This window comes from Streptomyces niger, assembly GCF_000718305.1.
In the GTDB taxonomy this organism is placed as follows: domain Bacteria; phylum Actinomycetota; class Actinomycetes; order Streptomycetales; family Streptomycetaceae; genus Streptomyces; species Streptomyces niger.
In genome coordinates, this window is record NZ_JOFQ01000025.1 from 74,128 (window position 1) to 88,739 (window position 14,612).

Here is a 14,612-nt window from a genome sequence, read left to right on the forward strand (position 1 = left end):
TTCTCGGAGGGGGCGGACGGCAGACGGGCTCGTCAGCGGGTCACGGGCGGGCCGGCTTCAGTTCGATGTCCTGGTGGATGTCGCCCCGGGAGGGGTCGACCGCCACGAAGCGGGCCGTGGGCGCGTGCGCGGAGCCGGAGGCGATGACCGTGTAGCCGCCGGGCTCCAGGCCGGTGATGCGGTAACGGCCGCCGACCGCGCGGACACCGGCGCGGCGCTTGCCGCGGTCGCTGACGACCGTGATCCACGCCTCGCAGCCGCCGGGGTGCTCCGGGCAGTGCAGGGAGCCGCTGACGACGCCTGTGCCGGCCGGGGAAGCCGTCCGGGTTCCGGAGGCGGCGGAGCGGGCGCGGGGCCCGGCAGCGGGCGCCGGGGCGGCCGGAGCGGGGCGCTGGGCGGCGGGGGCGCCGGCCGTGACGGCGGAGGACGCCGGGACCTGCTTGAGGCCCGGTGTGCCGTCGTGCCGGGTGTGCGCCAGCCAGGCGGCCAGCGCCGCCTGGGTGCGGCGGTCCAGGGTGGACACCGCGTGCATGGTCGGGGCGGCGGACTTCGCCGCGGGGGCGGTCTCCGCGGCCGGCTCCGGGTCCGGCGCTGCGGTGGTGACGGTCAGGCCGCGGTCGTCGGCGTAACCAGCCAGTGCCTCGTCCAGCGCCGCCAGTTCCCGCAGCGCCACGTGGAGGCGGTCGGCGCGGGGCCCGGCGGGAGCGTGCAGCACGCCTTCCAGTTCACGGATGAGCGGGCTGACGCGTACCCAGGTTCCGTCGGGCTCTCCCGTGGCGAAGTGGTGGTCCAGGGCGTGCAGCGACTCCACGAAGGTGGCGGTGATCCGGTCGACGCGGCGGGCCAGCTCGGGGGCGAGGTCGATGTCGATGTCGGCGGCGGCCGCGAGCGAGCGGGCGTGGCCGGTGGCTGCGGCGAGCAGCGCGAGGCGGTTCTCGGCGCCGCGGCCACGGACGCCGAGGGGCATCCGTACGAGCGGCCGGGCCACGCCGCGCACCTGGTACAGGGCGGCGTCGACGCCGCGGGCCGCGCCGCGCAGCCGGACCGGCGCCGCGGGGTCCTGCCAGCGCTCGGCTACCTGGGAGACCAGGTGTTCCAGTGCGGAGACGTAGCCGCGCTCGGCCTCCAGGGCGATCTTGCGGCTGGACACGGGGAAGATCAGCGCGGCGCACGCGGTGGCGATGAGGATGCCGAGCCCGTTGTCCAGCAGCCGCTCGCTGAGCAGGGTCTCCATGCCGGTGTACGGGGTGGACAGGCCGTAGAGCTGCACGAGAGCGGTGACCAGGCCCGCGACCCAGTACGCGTACTGGCGCTGCATGCCCCAGGACCCGAAGGTCAGGCCGGCGACGATGACGAGGAGCGTCCAGTAGATGTGGCCGGGGCCTATCAGGCGGAGCAGGAGGACACCGATGACGGCGCCGACGATGGTGCCCGCCATACGGTGGCCGAACTTGCGCAGCCTCTCGTGGGTGGTGTTGGTGCCGAACAGCGTGATCATCACGCCGACCAGGCCCCAGTAGAAGCGCTGCGGGTTGATGGCGTCGGTGATCGGGCACACGATGGCCGCGGCGAGCCCGGCGTGCACAGGGGCGCGCAGGTACGGGATGGCCCGCCGCCAGCCCGTCTCGTTCTGGGCCGCGATGACGCGGCGGGCGACGGCTCCGGTGCCGGCCGGTCGGTTCTGCTCCAGCGCGACGGTGGGCTGGAAGGGCACCTTGGCGCGCGCGGTGGGTGCGTTCCAGCCGAGGTCGAGCCAGTGGGCCAGCGAGTCGGCGAGCGTGTCCAGGAGGTGGCCGACCCGGCGGGCGAGCGCGGCGGCCTCGGCCTCTTCAGGGCCGGTGCCCTGGTCCTCCAGTACGGCGGTGGCCTGCTGCTGGATGAGCTGGGCGGCCGGGCGCAGCGCATCGGCCCGGCCGAGCGGGGTGTCCCGGGCGATGACCAGGCCCACCACCATGGCCTCCCTCAGGTGCGCCGGGGCCTCGAGCCGGGTGAGCTGCTGTACGCACTGGCCGATGCCCTTCAGGGCCAGCTCGGCGTCGAAGAGGTGGCGGTGGAGGAGTTCCGCGGTGTCGGGGTCGGCGGCGACCTCGGGCTGGGCGAGGCGGCCGTCGATGGTGACGGTGGTGACGTTCAGGCGGCGCAGGCTGCGCCGCATCCGCTTGACGGCGACCTCGTGGTCGGCGTCCGGGTCCAGCGCGTCGGTGGCGGCGTCGGCGACCCTGCGGGCCTCGACCACGAAGGCGCGCTGCGTACGGAGGAGGTCCTCGCGCGGCATCGGGTAGCACAGCGCGAGGCGGGTGAGCAGGATGGCGACGGCGGACGCCAGGGCGACGAGGAACATCTCGCCACAGAGGTTCAGCGGGACGTTCGCCATCATGCCGACCATGAAGGCGTTGAAGAGCAGCATGCCGCCCAGCAGCGCCAGCGTGCCGAAGCGGGCGAGGAAGAAGGTCACCGCCAGCGCGCAGACCATGATGGTGAGTTCCACCACGCGGTACTGGTGCAGCCACGCGGCGAGCGGCAGCGCGGCGGAGAACGGGATCGGCATCCACAGGATGGCGCGGGTGAGCCGCTGCCAGGTGTTCTCGGCGATGGCGAACGCGCTCATCAGGCCCATCATGCCGCCGGCCATCATGCCGAGCATGGCGGGCATGTCCAGCGCGACGGACATCCCGTAACCGGTCGCGAGGCCGGTGATCATGGCGACCAGCGTCCGCCACCCGGCCTGCAGCTGACCGAGTCCGGGGTCGGCGGCGAGCACCCAGTCCCACCAGCGTCTCGGCCCGCCGACGCGCCGTGGGGCGATGGCGCTCTCGTGGGCCGGGTCGCGGCCCTTGCGGCCGCCGGTGATGTCCGGGGTTTCGGTGGCTGGCGTGGTCAACTGACCTCCGGTTCGATGGCGTGCAGCACGGTCGTTACGGCATCCCGGGCGTCGCCCACGGCGCGCTCCGGATCGTCGACGTTCGAGCGCAGCCCTTCGAGGAGGGCGGCGGCCATCCGCTGCCGCGCGCGCTCCAGCAGCTCGCGGCCGGCGGGCGTCAGCGACGTCTCGATGCAGCGCCGGTCGTGGGCGCTGCGCTCGCGCTGGACGAGTCCGCGCTCCTCCAGCTCCTGCAGGACCACGGTGACCCGGGGCTGCGCGATGCCGGTGTACGCGGCGAGTCCGGTGACCCGCCGGGGGCCGCCCTCCAGGGCGTCCAGGAGTGAGACGTGCGTACGCGGCAGCCCGAATTCACCGAGCCTGAAGAGTGCCTGGGAGAGCCTGCCGATGCCCCTGAGGAGCCCGCGAGCGGCGTTCTCGATGCGCTGTTCGTCGGACGTCGACGATGAATGCATATAGCAATTATATAACAGGGGTATGCATCGCGCGACGGCGGGGCGCACGCGCCACACGAAGGACGGCCGCCCTCCGCCGCCCATCGTGCGGCGCTCGCCCCTCCCCCTGAAGCGCCGCGGCTGGCAGGATGGCCCGCCATGGTCCACAGCCTCCCCCTGCCCAGCGGACGCCGGGCGCTGCAGACGGCGGTCGCGGCGGCAGCCCTCGCCGGGCTGCTGCTGTGGTTCCTGCTGCCGAGCGGGCCGCCGCCACCCGGGGGCCGGGTGACGCTGGCCACGGGGGTGCCGACCGGTGTGTACGCCCGGTACGGAGAACTGCTCAAGAAGGACCTCGCGCACGACCTCCCGCACCTCGACGTCACGCTCACCCGGAGTGAGGGGTCCGTCGACAACATCCGCAAACTCGTCTCGGGCCGTGCCGAATTCACCATCGCGGCGGCCGACGCGGTCGCCACCTATCAGGTGCAGGGCGGGCCGGACGCGCGCCGACTGCGCGCCTGCGCGCGGCTCTACGACGACTACATGCAGCTGGTCGTGCCCAAGGGCTCCAAGGTGCGCTCGACGCGCGACCTGAAGGGGCTGCGGGTGGGGGTCGGCGCCGACGGCTCCGGAGTACAGCTGATCACCCGGCGGCTGATGCGCGCGGCGGGGCTGGACTTCGACCGGGACATCCACGCGGAGAGCGTCGGCATCGACACGATGCCGACGCTGCTGGAGCACGGGAAGATCGACGCGTTCTTCTGGTCCGGCGGCCTGCCGACCACAGCGGTACAGCGGCTGGCCGAGCGCTTCCCGGTACGGCTGGTGCAACTGGGCGACCTGGTCGAACCACTGCACGCGCAGGGCCGGGGCAGCCGCTACTACCGGGCGGCGGTGATGCCGGCCGACGCGTACCCGGAGACCCAGGACGACCGGGCCGTGAAGACCATCGCGGTGGCGAACCTCCTGGTCACCACCGACCGCGAGGACGCGGACCTGACCCGAGCCGTGACGCGGACGGTGATCGACAGCCGGGACCGCATCGGGCGCGAGGTGCACGACGCCCAGAAGGTCGACCTGCGCACCGCGGTCTTCACCGACCCGCTGCCCCTGCACGAGGGCGCCCGGCGGTACTACGTCTCGGCCAAGCCGTGAGAGGCGGCGGCACGTCCCGGCCGCGCCGGAACCGGCGGCAGGGGTCCCGGCCGAGCCGTGAAGGTGCGTCGAAGGCCCTCGGCGGGGCCGTCAGCCGGCCTCGGGCACGTCCGGGCGCGGCCGGTCGCGCGGGACGGTGAGAGTGACGCACAGGCCGCGTGGGGCGTTCGGACCGTAGGTGATCTCCCCGCCGCCCGCGGCGAGCATGGCGCGGGTGATCGACAGTCCCAGGCCGGACCCGGAGACGTTCTGGTGGCGCCCGCTGCGCCAGAAGCGGTCGCCGATGCGCTCCAGCTCCTCGTCTATCAGCCCGGGGCCGTGATCGGCGACGGTGATCCGGACCCGCTCACCTTCGGGGGCCGCGGCGACCGTGACTTCCTCTCCGGCCGGAGTGAATTTCAGGGCGTTGTCCACGACCGCGTCCAGCGCGCTGGAGAGCGCCACCGGGTCCGCCCAGCCCGTGACCGCGCCGTGGCCCTCGTAGCGCAGGGTCACGCCCTTGTCGTCGGCGAGCGGGCGCCAGGCGTCGACACGCTCGGCGGCGAGCGCCGCGACGTCGGTGAGCTGGAGGTCGGCCGGGGTGTGCTCGGCCAGCGCCAGGTCCAGCAGACCGTCCAGGACCCGGGCCAGCCGCTTGCCCTCCGTACGGACGGAGGCGATCTCCTCGTTGCCCTCGGGGAGTTCGAGCGCGAGCAGTTCGATGCGGAGGAGCAGTGCGGACAGCGGATTGCGGAGTTGGTGGGAGGCGTCGGCCACGAAGGCGCGCTGCTGCTCCAACACGTCCTCGACGTTGTCCGCCATCTCGTTGAACGACCTGGCCAGCCGCCGCAGTTCGGGCGGGCCGGAACCGGAGACGACCCGCGACTTCATGCGGCCGGTGGCGATGTCGTGGGTGGCCGCGTCGAGGATCCGTACGGGCCGCAGCACCCACCCCGTGAGCCGGAACGCCGCCCCGACGGCCACCAGCATCGCCAGCGACTCCCCCGCCACCAGCCACAGCCACCCGTGCAGGATCCGCGACCGCAGCTGCCCGGTGGGCGAGTCGGTGAAGACCACCGCGACGACGTCGCCGTCCCGGATGACCGGCGAGGCGACCGGCAGCCGGCGGTCGTCCCAGGGCCAGGTCTGGTGCGGGTCGTGGCTGCGCCGCCCGGCGAGCGCCTCCTCGAAGGCCTGCCGGCCCTCCCCCGTCAGCGGGACCCGCCAGTCGCCCGGTGCGGCGGCCATGGGGGTGCGGTCACGGTAGAAGACACCGGCACGGATGTCGTACAGGTCGCGGTACCGCTGCAGCTCCGTACGGAGCGTGCTCAGCCGTTCGTCGTCGGCGGACGGCCGGCCGTCGGCGCCGGGCCGGGCGGTGACGAACTGCGCCAGCGAGGCGAAGCGCGCGGCGTCGTCGATCCGGTCCACCACCACCCGCTGCTGCTCGGCCGCCGCCTGGCTGCCGGCCAGCGGGAAGCCGAGCGCGAGCAGCACACCGGCCAGCAGGACGATGAGGAGCGGGAGGAGGCGGGTACGCACGGAAGGCGGCGTCCGTCAGGGAGCCGGGGGCGCGGGGGCGGGCGCCACGAGGCGGTAACCGACGCCGCGCACCGTCTCGATGAGCGCGGGCATTCGCAGCTTCGAACGGAGCGAGGCGATGTGAACCTCAAGGGTGCGCCCCGTGCCCTCCCAGCTGGTGCGCCACACCTCACTGATGATCTGTTCCCTGCGGAACACCACCCCCGGGCGCTGCGCGAGCAGCGCCAGAAGGTCGAACTCCTTGCGGGTCAGCGGCACCGTGCCGCCACTCACGGAGACGCGTCGGGTGGCCAGTTCGATGGTGACGGCACCGATACGCAGGAGGTCCTCGCCGGCCGCCTCCTCCGAAGCGTGCTCCCCGGGTCCGTGCACGGTGCGCCGGCTGACCGCGTGGATACGGGCCAGCAGCTCTCCGGTGTCGTAGGGCTTCACCACGTAGTCGTCCGCGCCAAGGTTCAGGCCGTGGATCCGCGAGCGGACGTCGGACCGCGCGGTCACCATGATCACCGGGGTGCTGGTGAGCTTCCGTATCCGGCCGCAGACCTCGAATCCGTCCTGGTCGGGCAGGCCCAGGTCGAGCAGGACGACCGCGAAGGCCTCGGCGGCGTCCGGTACGAGCGCGTGCAGCGCCTCTTCCCCGCTGCGCGCGTGCACCACCTCGAAGCCGTGCCGGGCGAGCACCGCGGACAGGGCAGCGGCGACATGGTTGTCGTCCTCCACCAGCAGCAGCCGCATCAACCCACCCCTTTCATCGGCTCGCGTCCCGGGCCATCAGGGCATCTACCGCGATCGACGGCGCGCCCGTCAAGAGGGAGCCGAGCCGGTGCGGGCATCTGTTACGCAGCCGGTACCGGCCCGTACGCAATGGAGCGTTGCCCTCCGCAAAGCCGGCTGCCGGAGGCGTCCACGCACCCCGCGCCCCGTTCACCCAGAGTGTCGCTTTGCAGCCGGATCGTTATGCTCAATTTCCGCTCAGATGTAATGACGCTGATCGCAGTGCGTCACTACTGTCCTCTCAACCGAGGAGGACGGAGCTACCCGCCGATGAGCGAAGTATCGGTGACCAAGGACCCCGGGGGCCCCGCCCCGGCGGCGGACGATCTGGTCGCGCTGGCAGGCGTCAACAAGCACTTCGGCGCGCTGCACGTGCTCCAGGACATCGACCTGACGATCAAGCGCGGCGAGGTCGTCGTGGTGATCGGCCCGTCCGGGTCCGGCAAGTCGACGCTGTGCCGCACGATCAACCGACTGGAGACCATCGACTCCGGAAGCATCACCATCGACGGGAAGCCACTGCCCCAGGAGGGCCGGGAACTGGCGCGACTCCGTGCCGACGTCGGCATGGTCTTCCAGTCCTTCAACCTCTTCGCGCACAAGACGGTCCTGGAGAACGTGACGCTGGGCCAGCTGAAGGTCCGCAAGGCGGACAAGCGCGCGGCCGAGCAGAAGGCCCGTGCGCTGCTGGACCGCGTGGGCGTGGGCACGCAGGCGGACAAGTACCCCGCACAGCTCTCCGGAGGCCAGCAGCAGCGCGTGGCGATCGCCCGTGCGCTGGCGATGGACCCGAAGGTGATGCTCTTCGACGAGCCGACCTCGGCCCTGGACCCGGAGATGATCAACGAGGTGCTGGAGGTCATGCAGCAGCTCGCCCGGGACGGCATGACGATGGTCGTCGTCACGCACGAGATGGGTTTCGCGCGCTCGGCGGCGAACCGCGTCGTCTTCATGGCGGACGGCCGCATCGTCGAAGAGGCCGAGCCGACGCAGTTCTTCAACAACCCGCGCAGCGACCGCGCCAAGGACTTCCTGTCCAAGATCCTGCACCACTGAGCCCGCGGTGGCCCCGATGACTGCCCACACCTGCTGAACCGAAGGAACTTCACCATGAGGATGCGTAAGACGGCCGCTGCGGCCACTGTGGTGCTCGCGCTGACCGCGACGGCGACGGCGTGCGGCGGCCAGTCCGGCACGGCCGGCGACAAGCCCAAGGGCGAGAAGGTCTTCAGCGGGACGTACAAGGTCGCCGAGAACGTCAAGATCGACTCCCCGACCCTGAAGAAGGCCCAGCAGCGCGGCAAGATCATTATCGGGGCCAAGGCGGACCAGCCGTTCCTGGGCTTCCAGGACTCCGACGGCAAGCGCACCGGCTTCGACATCGAGATCGCCAAGATGATCGCCGCCGACCTGGGCTTCTCCGCCAAGCAGATCGAGTTCAAGACGATCGACTCCAACGTCCGCGAGACCTCGATCTCCAAGGGCCAGGTCGACTACTACGTCGGCACCTACACGATCAACGACGAGCGCAAGAAGCAGGTCGGCTTCGCCGGCCCGTACTACACCGCGGGCGCCGACCTGCTGGTGCGCAAGGACGAGAAGGGCATCACCGGCGCGGACAGCGTCAAGGGCAAGAAGGTCTGCTCCATCGTCGGCTCCACGCCGCTTCAGGAGATCAAGAAGGCCAAGTACGGCGCCGAGACCACCGAGCTGTCCAAGTACTCCCTCTGCGTGAAGCAGCTGCTGGACGGCCAGGTGGACGCGGTCACCACGGACGACGCGATCCTCAAGGGGTACGCGGCGGAGCGTCCCACGAAGCTGAAGCTCGTGGGCAAGCCGTTCACCGAGGAGCCCTACGGCGTCGGCATGAACAAGAGCGACAAGGCGCTGCGCGACGCGATCAGCGACGCCATCGAGGCGCACATCAAGAACGGCGACTACAAGAAGGCGTACGAAGGCACGCTGGGCAAGTCCGGCTCGCCCTACGAGGCGCCGAAGACCCCGCTGCCCCGCTACTGACCGCGCCGCTCACCACCGGCCCGCGCCGTCGCGCCCCGTACGCCCGCCGCGGCGGGCGTACGGGGCGCGGTGCCTGGCGCACCTCCGCCTACGGGGCCGGCGCCCCGCTCGCCCGTCCGCCGCCAACTCCTCACCGCCACCGCGGAGACCCCATGAACGTACTCCTCGATCATCTCCCGCAGTTCCGCGACGGATTCCTGGGGACCCTCGCGCTCACCGCGGCCAGCGGCGCGCTCGCTCTCGTCCTGGGCATCCTGATAGCCGGCTTCCGGGTCTCCCCCGTGCCGCCGCTGCGCGCCTTCGGCACCGCCTGGGTCACGCTGCTGCGCAACACACCGCTCACGCTGCTGTTCCTCGTCGCGTTCTTCATCATCCCGCAGATCTTCTTCCCCGGTACGAGCCCCTTCGTATTGGCCATGCTCGCGCTCGGCTTCTATACCTCGTCGTTCGTCTGCGAGGCCGTACGGTCCGGCATCAGCACCGTGCCGCTCGGCCAGGCGGAGGCGGCGCGCAGCATCGGGATGACCTTCTTCCAGACCCTGCGCATGATCGTCCTGCCGCAGGCCACCCGTACCGTGATCCCGCCGCTGAGCAGCATCTTCATCGCGCTCACCAAGAACTCCGCGATCGCCGGCGCCTTCAGCAACACCGAGCTGTTCAACGTCTCCAAGCTGCTGAGCGACAAGGGCTTCGCCATCGGCTGGATCTTCCTGTGGATCGCCCTGGCCTACCTGATCATCACCTTCTCCATCAGCGGCCTCTTCCGCCTGCTGGAGCGCCGCCTGGAGGTGGCCCGATGAACGCGCCCGTCGCGAGCGCCCCCATGAAGGTCCCGTCGCCCGAGCGCACGGCCGAGCGAAGCAAGGCGGAAGCATGAGCAGCAGTGTCCTCTACGATGCGCCGGGCCCGAAGGCCCGCGTGCGCAACCGGGTCTACACGGTCGTCGGCGCGCTCGCCGTGCTCGCCCTCATTGTCTTCGCCGTGGCGCGGCTGGCCGCGAAGGGCCAGTTCGCGCCGGAGATGTGGGACATCTTCAACTACGCCGGCGTACGCACCTCGATCCGCAACGGCGTCCTGACGACGCTGCAGGTCTTCGCGGTGGCGGCGGTGCTCTCGCTGCTGCTCGGCGTGCTGCTCGCCGTCGGCCGGCTCTCCGACCACAAGCCCGTACGCTGGCTGGCCACCGGCTTCATCGAACTCTTCCGCGCCGTCCCGCTGCTCATCACGATCTACGTGCTGTGGGTGCTCTTCCTCACCTACAAGTCCGAGCTGGGCTTCACCGGCGAGGGCACGCAGTTCTGGGCGCTGGTCATCGGCCTGACCGTCTACAACGGCTCCGTCCAGGCGGAGGTGCTGCGCGCGGGCATCAACTCCGTGCCCAGGGGGCAGCGCGAGGCGGCGTACGCGATCGGCATGAGCAAGACGCAGGTCATGACGTCGGTGCTCATCCCGCAGGCGGTCCGCGCGATGCTCCCGACGATCATCAGCCAGCTCGTGGTGACCCTGAAGGACACCTCCCTCGGTTACGTCATCACCTACCAGGAGCTGCTGTTCGCGATCCAGCAGCTGGCCGGCAACACGGTCGTCAACGACGAAAACCCGTACGTGCCGATGATCATCGTCGGCGGTGCGATCTACGTCGCCATGTGTCTGCTGCTCTCCGCGCTCGCCAACTGGATCGAGCGCCGCGGCCGGCGCGCGAAGACCGGCATCGCGGTCGCCGAGGCGGGCCAGGCGGTGACGGCCGGCGACGCGATGGGGCCGATCGACGGGGCGACGACCCCGGGCCCCGTGGGCAAGGCCGACTGACCCGGCACCCCGGGTTCCGGTCTACTCCCCGAGGAGGCCCGTCAACTGACGGCACGAAAGGTTGCGGAGGCAGCGGCACGGGTGCCGCTGCCTCTGTCACTTGACGCGGCACGCCCGCACTAGGTTGCATACGCTGTGTGATCGCGCACCGGGCCTCAACTGCCATTTCCTGTACGTCCCGCAAGAGCCTCCGGCCGAGCCCCGGTCAGTTCAGCTCACGCCGCCCGGTGCGTGGCGCCACGGTGCGCCGGCGGACACGTACGGCGGAACTCTCGCGGCCGGCGTGGCCTTCATGGTCCCTCGACGACAGCGGCATCGCGAGAAGCGGGGCCGTAGCCAGAGGTGGGGGCCGCACAGCCGACGCGATCGGTACGACCGGCGCGGCCGGTACGAGCGGTGCGGTCGGTACGACCGGTACGAGCGGCGCGACCGGTACGAGCGGCGCGACCGGTACGAGCGGCGCGACCGGTACGAGCGGTGCGGCCGGTGTGGTCGTGGGGTCCGTGCAGCTCCGCTTCCGGGGAGCGTCGTGGACCCGGTGATCGTGGCCGGGGCCGGCCCCGTCGGCCTCTCCCTCGCCGTCGCGCTCGCGCGCCTCGGCGTCCCGTGCATCGTGCTGGACGAGACCGACGGCCGCGACGAGGTCCGGCCCGCCCGTACCGCCGTGCTCCGCCCCGACACCGCCGCCCTCCTCGCCCGGCTGGGCTGCGCCGAGACGCTGAGCGCCGAGGGCACCCGCTGGGCGGCCTGGCGTACGGTTCAGCGCCGCCGGCTGCTGGACCGGGTGGCCTTCGCGTCGACCGGCGCCGTGGCGCTCAGGACGGAGGACGCCACCGCCGGCGGTCACGGCGCGGAGCCCGCCGACGACGGCGCACACGCCCCTCTCTCACCCATACACGTACCTCAACACGCCCTCGTACGCGCCCTCCGCACTGCGATCGACCACGAACCGCTCGTACAGGTGGTCCCGGAGAGCCGCGTCATCGAGCTGACCCAGGACCGCGACGGGGTCGGCGTCCACACCCGAGGCCCCAAGGGCACGTGGTGGCGAGGCAGTTACGTCGTCGGCTGCGACGGCCCGCGCTCGACCGTCCGCAAGCTCCTGGACATCCGCTTCCCCGGCCGCACCGCCGTCGAACGGCACGCCGTCGCCGCCCTGCGCACCGAACTCCCCTGGCCCGGCGAAGCCCTGCTGCACCGCGCGCCACCGCGCCGGGGCGCCGCCGGAACCGGCCGGACCGGCGTCCTCGGCGGAACCACCGGCGAGGTGACCGCCCGCCCACTCCCGGACGGCGTCTGGCGGCTGGACTGGCTGCTGCCACCGGGCCGCGACCTGGTCACCCCGGACGCCCTCGTGGCCCGCATCCGCGACACGCTGGCGGGCTGGACCGACGCCGGTACGGGCCCGGCCGCCGGCTCCGCGGCGGACGAGGGCGGCCGTGCTTTCAAGGGCGGCCCCGCCTTCGGGCAGGGCCTCGGCGACGCCGGCGGCTCGCTCGTCCCCTCGTACGAACTGCTCGACACCGGCGTCCACACGGTCCATCACCGGCTGGCACGACGCTGGCGCGCCGGCCGCGCGTTCCTCGCCGGGGACGCCGCGCACCTGCTCGGCGCGCTGGGCACGCAGGGGCTGGACGAGGGGCTGCGGGACGCCGAGAACCTGGCCTGGAAACTGGGTGTCGCCTGGCACCACGGAGCCTCCGACGCGCTCCTGGACAGCTATCAGACGGAGCGCAGGAGCGCCGTCGCCGCCCGGCTCCGCGCCGCGGACCAGGCGCTGCCGCTGCTGCGCGACGGGGGCGCCCGCGGGCGGCTGCGGGGCGTCGTCACGGCGGCCGGACGCGGCCGGACGGCGCTGCTCACGGACGGGCACCTGGGGCGCGGCCCGCTGGGCGCAGCTCCGGTGTACGACCGGTCACCGCTCGCGCCGGCCGTCGCTCCGTCCGGCGCGGTGCGGGTGGACACCGTGCCGGGTGCCCCGGTCGCCGACGTGACGGTGACGGCGCCGGACGGCTCGGTCGTACGGCTGCGGGAGCGGCTGGGGCACCACCTGCTGGTCGTCCTGGTCGCGCCGGGTACCGGGGTGTGGGACCGCAAGCACTGGATGTCGGCCGGGCTGATGCCCCGGCTGGCCGACGCGGTGGCGGCGCTGCCGCTGCCCGCGGAGATCCTCGTCGCCGAGCACTACCCGGGCGCGGCGGCCCACACCGTCCTCCTGATCCGTCCCGACGGCCACCTCGTCACCGCCCTCGCCGGTGTCCGCCCCGCCGAACTCCAGGCCTGCGCGGAAAGGCTGTGCGGCGGCGCGGGGGACGACGGGTCGGACGGGAAGTGGGACGCGCATGCGGAGGGGGATGGGCAGGCGGAGAGTACGAGGACTGCACGGGAGCGCGGCGGAGCCGAGTAGCGGGGGCTGAGGAACAGTGGCTGAGGAACAGTGGCTGAGGAACAGTGGCCGGGCGGTCGGGGCGGGGATCACGGTTGACCGGGCGGCACCGCCATGCTTCACTACGGAGCGTGACAGACACTGGCTCGCACTTCTGGCGGAGGGTCCATCTCGACCTGGTCCGCTATGCGGGCTGCGTATGTCGTCCGTCCTGCTGACCGGCTCCTGATCCGGACCCCGGTCGCCCATCCCCTTTTCCCTCTCCGCGCGGCGCACGTGCCCCACGAGCACGCGTGCCCGGCGCCGCCGTACGCGCGTGACCTCACGGACGTACAGGGCCGACGCCGATTCGAGAACGCCGTCGAGCTGCCGGGCCCACTGGGCTCGCTGGGCCCACTGGGCTCGCTGGGCTGGTCGGGCTTGCCGGGCTTGCCGGGCTGGTCGGGCTTGCTGGGCTGATCGGCCGAGCTGTCCGGTCGGCGGCCTGTGCCGTGTCGTACGCCGCGCGCTCCCTCGCGATCATCAGGACGGTTCTCATGACCGACGCACCCGCCGCCACCATCGCCACCGTCGCCGTACGCGCTCCCGCGCCTCCGCATGCCGCCGACGGCCTCGGCCCGACCGCCTCCGAACTGCTCGACTTCGTCCGCCGAACAGCCGTCGACACGGAACTCATCGACTCGCTCCCCCTCGACCCCGAGGGCCGTACCTGGATCCGGCTGGACGGGCCGGGCGGCAGCGAGGCATGGATCATCGGCTGGCCGCCCGGGACGGGTACGGGCTGGCACGACCACGGCGGCTCACGGGGCGCGTTCGCCGCCGCAGCGGGTGAACTGACCGAGCAGTCCCTTGCCGCTCAGCTCCCGACCGAGGGCTGGAAGACGCTGGAACTCGCCGACGACGTGGACCGTGAGCGGCGGCTCAGCGACGGCCGCGGCCGGGCGTTCGGGCCGCACCATGTGCACGAGGTGTTCAACGCCTCGGCCGACAGGCACGCGGTCTCCGTCCATGCCTATTACCCGCCGCTGCCCCTCATGCGACGCTACAGCCGCAACGGCCCCGTACTGAGGCTGGAAGAGGTCGAGCGTCCGGAGGGGTGGGAGTGAGCGCGATCGACGAACTTCTGGCGCAGGCCCGTACGGAGCTGGCGCGGGTGGAGCCGCACGAGGCCGCAGCCGTCCAGCGTGCCGGCGGACTGCTCGTGGACATTCGGTACGCGGCGCTGCGCGAACGGGACGGCACGATCCCGGGCGCGCTGATCGTGGAGCGCAACGAACTGGAGTGGCGGCTCGATCCGACGGGCGACCACCGCGCGCCCGAGGCCACGGGGCGCGACCTCCGGATCGTCGTGGTCTGCAACGAGGGCTATGCGTCCAGCCTCGCCGCCGTCTCCCTCCGCCGGCTCGGCCTGTCCCACGCCACCGACCTCACCGGCGGCTTCCAGGCATGGCGGGCCGCCGGCCTCCCGGTAATCCCGCCTCCCGAACCACCTGCTTGACCGCCCGGGAGGGAGCGGGGGTGCTATGGGGCCGGGGGGGGCTGCCGGGAGCGGGGGCACTGCCGGGGCGAGGGTTACCGGCGGGGCGAGGGCTACCGGCGGGGGCGCTGCCGGGAGCGGGGGTGCGGGCTACCG

13 protein-coding genes are annotated in these 14,612 nt (G+C 72.4%); 9 read left to right on the forward strand and 4 right to left on the reverse strand.

Annotated features, from left to right (window positions below):
* Positions 1 to 40: 40 nt before the first annotated feature.
* Together IF20_RS40615 and IF20_RS32240 are read right to left on the reverse strand one after the other, a co-directional pair.
* On the reverse strand, positions 41 to 2,881 hold the full coding sequence (locus IF20_RS40615) for an FUSC family protein (protein ID WP_052868937.1): 2,841 nt from the start codon (positions 2,879 to 2,881) through the stop codon (positions 41 to 43).
* The gene (locus tag IF20_RS32240; RefSeq protein ID WP_052868938.1) at positions 2,878 to 3,336 is read right to left on the reverse strand and encodes a MarR family winged helix-turn-helix transcriptional regulator; all 459 of its coding nucleotides are present in this window, start codon (positions 3,334 to 3,336) and stop codon (positions 2,878 to 2,880) included. The genes IF20_RS40615 and IF20_RS32240 overlap by 4 nt, the downstream gene beginning before the upstream one ends.
* 138 nt (positions 3,337 to 3,474) lie before the next feature.
* Here IF20_RS32240 and IF20_RS32245 point away from each other — a divergent pair, with 138 nt between their 5' ends.
* Entirely contained in the window at positions 3,475 to 4,470 is a 996-nt protein-coding gene (locus IF20_RS32245) for a TAXI family TRAP transporter solute-binding subunit (RefSeq protein WP_052868939.1), read from the forward strand.
* Between the two features lie 90 nt (positions 4,471 to 4,560).
* Here the strand turns inward: IF20_RS32245 and IF20_RS32250 are convergent, their stop codons facing one another.
* Together IF20_RS32250 and IF20_RS32255 are read right to left on the reverse strand one after the other, a co-directional pair.
* A complete protein-coding gene (locus IF20_RS32250; RefSeq protein WP_052868940.1) occupies positions 4,561 to 5,991 on the reverse strand; it encodes a sensor histidine kinase in 1,431 nt (476 codons plus the stop codon).
* A gap of 15 nt (positions 5,992 to 6,006) precedes the next feature.
* On the reverse strand, positions 6,007 to 6,726 hold the full coding sequence (locus IF20_RS32255; protein ID WP_052868941.1) for a response regulator transcription factor: 720 nt from the start codon (positions 6,724 to 6,726) through the stop codon (positions 6,007 to 6,009).
* A 309-nt stretch (positions 6,727 to 7,035) separates the two neighbouring features.
* Between IF20_RS32255 and IF20_RS32260 the strand changes: the two genes are divergently transcribed.
* The 8 genes from IF20_RS32260 (at position 7,036) to IF20_RS32295 (ending at position 14,477) form a co-directional block, all read left to right on the forward strand.
* Complete coding sequence (locus tag IF20_RS32260) at positions 7,036 to 7,821, forward strand: amino acid ABC transporter ATP-binding protein (RefSeq protein WP_052868942.1); 786 nt, start codon at positions 7,036 to 7,038, stop codon at positions 7,819 to 7,821.
* A 54-nt stretch (positions 7,822 to 7,875) separates the two neighbouring features.
* Complete coding sequence (locus tag IF20_RS32265) at positions 7,876 to 8,784, forward strand: glutamate ABC transporter substrate-binding protein (protein ID WP_052868943.1); 909 nt, start codon at positions 7,876 to 7,878, stop codon at positions 8,782 to 8,784.
* 152 nt (positions 8,785 to 8,936) lie between these two features.
* Complete coding sequence (locus IF20_RS32270) at positions 8,937 to 9,584, forward strand: amino acid ABC transporter permease (RefSeq protein WP_052868944.1); 648 nt, start codon at positions 8,937 to 8,939, stop codon at positions 9,582 to 9,584.
* 73 nt (positions 9,585 to 9,657) lie between these two features.
* Complete coding sequence (locus IF20_RS32275) at positions 9,658 to 10,593, forward strand: amino acid ABC transporter permease (RefSeq protein WP_052868945.1); 936 nt, start codon at positions 9,658 to 9,660, stop codon at positions 10,591 to 10,593.
* Between the two features lie 529 nt (positions 10,594 to 11,122).
* Positions 11,123 to 13,000 carry an FAD-dependent monooxygenase gene (locus IF20_RS32280; protein WP_052868946.1) on the forward strand — a complete coding sequence of 626 codons (1,878 nt, stop codon included), beginning with the start codon at positions 11,123 to 11,125 and terminating at the stop codon, positions 12,998 to 13,000.
* Positions 13,001 to 13,110: 110 nt separating this feature from the next.
* On the forward strand, positions 13,111 to 13,197 hold the full coding sequence (locus IF20_RS40785; protein WP_324605607.1) for a putative leader peptide: 87 nt from the start codon (positions 13,111 to 13,113) through the stop codon (positions 13,195 to 13,197).
* Positions 13,198 to 13,515: 318 nt separating this feature from the next.
* Positions 13,516 to 14,085 (forward strand): cupin domain-containing protein, encoded by a 570-nt coding sequence (locus IF20_RS32290; protein ID WP_052868948.1) that lies wholly within the window; start codon positions 13,516 to 13,518, stop codon positions 14,083 to 14,085.
* Entirely contained in the window at positions 14,082 to 14,477 is a 396-nt protein-coding gene (locus IF20_RS32295; RefSeq protein WP_052868950.1) for a rhodanese-like domain-containing protein, read from the forward strand. The genes IF20_RS32290 and IF20_RS32295 overlap by 4 nt, the downstream gene beginning before the upstream one ends.
* Positions 14,478 to 14,612 lie beyond the last annotated feature (135 nt).

Coding starts and splice junctions, on each gene's coding strand:
- IF20_RS32240 (WP_052868938.1), bottom strand. CDS start 3,336: ATGCATTCATCGTCGACGTCCGACGAACAGCGCATCGAGAACGCCGCT.
- IF20_RS32245 (WP_052868939.1), top strand. CDS start 3,475: ATGGTCCACAGCCTCCCCCTGCCCAGCGGACGCCGGGCGCTGCAGACG.
- IF20_RS32255 (WP_052868941.1), bottom strand. CDS start 6,726: ATGCGGCTGCTGCTGGTGGAGGACGACAACCATGTCGCCGCTGCCCTG.
- IF20_RS32260 (WP_052868942.1), top strand. CDS start 7,036: ATGAGCGAAGTATCGGTGACCAAGGACCCCGGGGGCCCCGCCCCGGCG.
- IF20_RS32265 (WP_052868943.1), top strand. CDS start 7,876: ATGAGGATGCGTAAGACGGCCGCTGCGGCCACTGTGGTGCTCGCGCTG.
- IF20_RS32270 (WP_052868944.1), top strand. CDS start 8,937: ATGAACGTACTCCTCGATCATCTCCCGCAGTTCCGCGACGGATTCCTG.
- IF20_RS32275 (WP_052868945.1), top strand. CDS start 9,658: ATGAGCAGCAGTGTCCTCTACGATGCGCCGGGCCCGAAGGCCCGCGTG.
- IF20_RS32290 (WP_052868948.1), top strand. CDS start 13,516: ATGACCGACGCACCCGCCGCCACCATCGCCACCGTCGCCGTACGCGCT.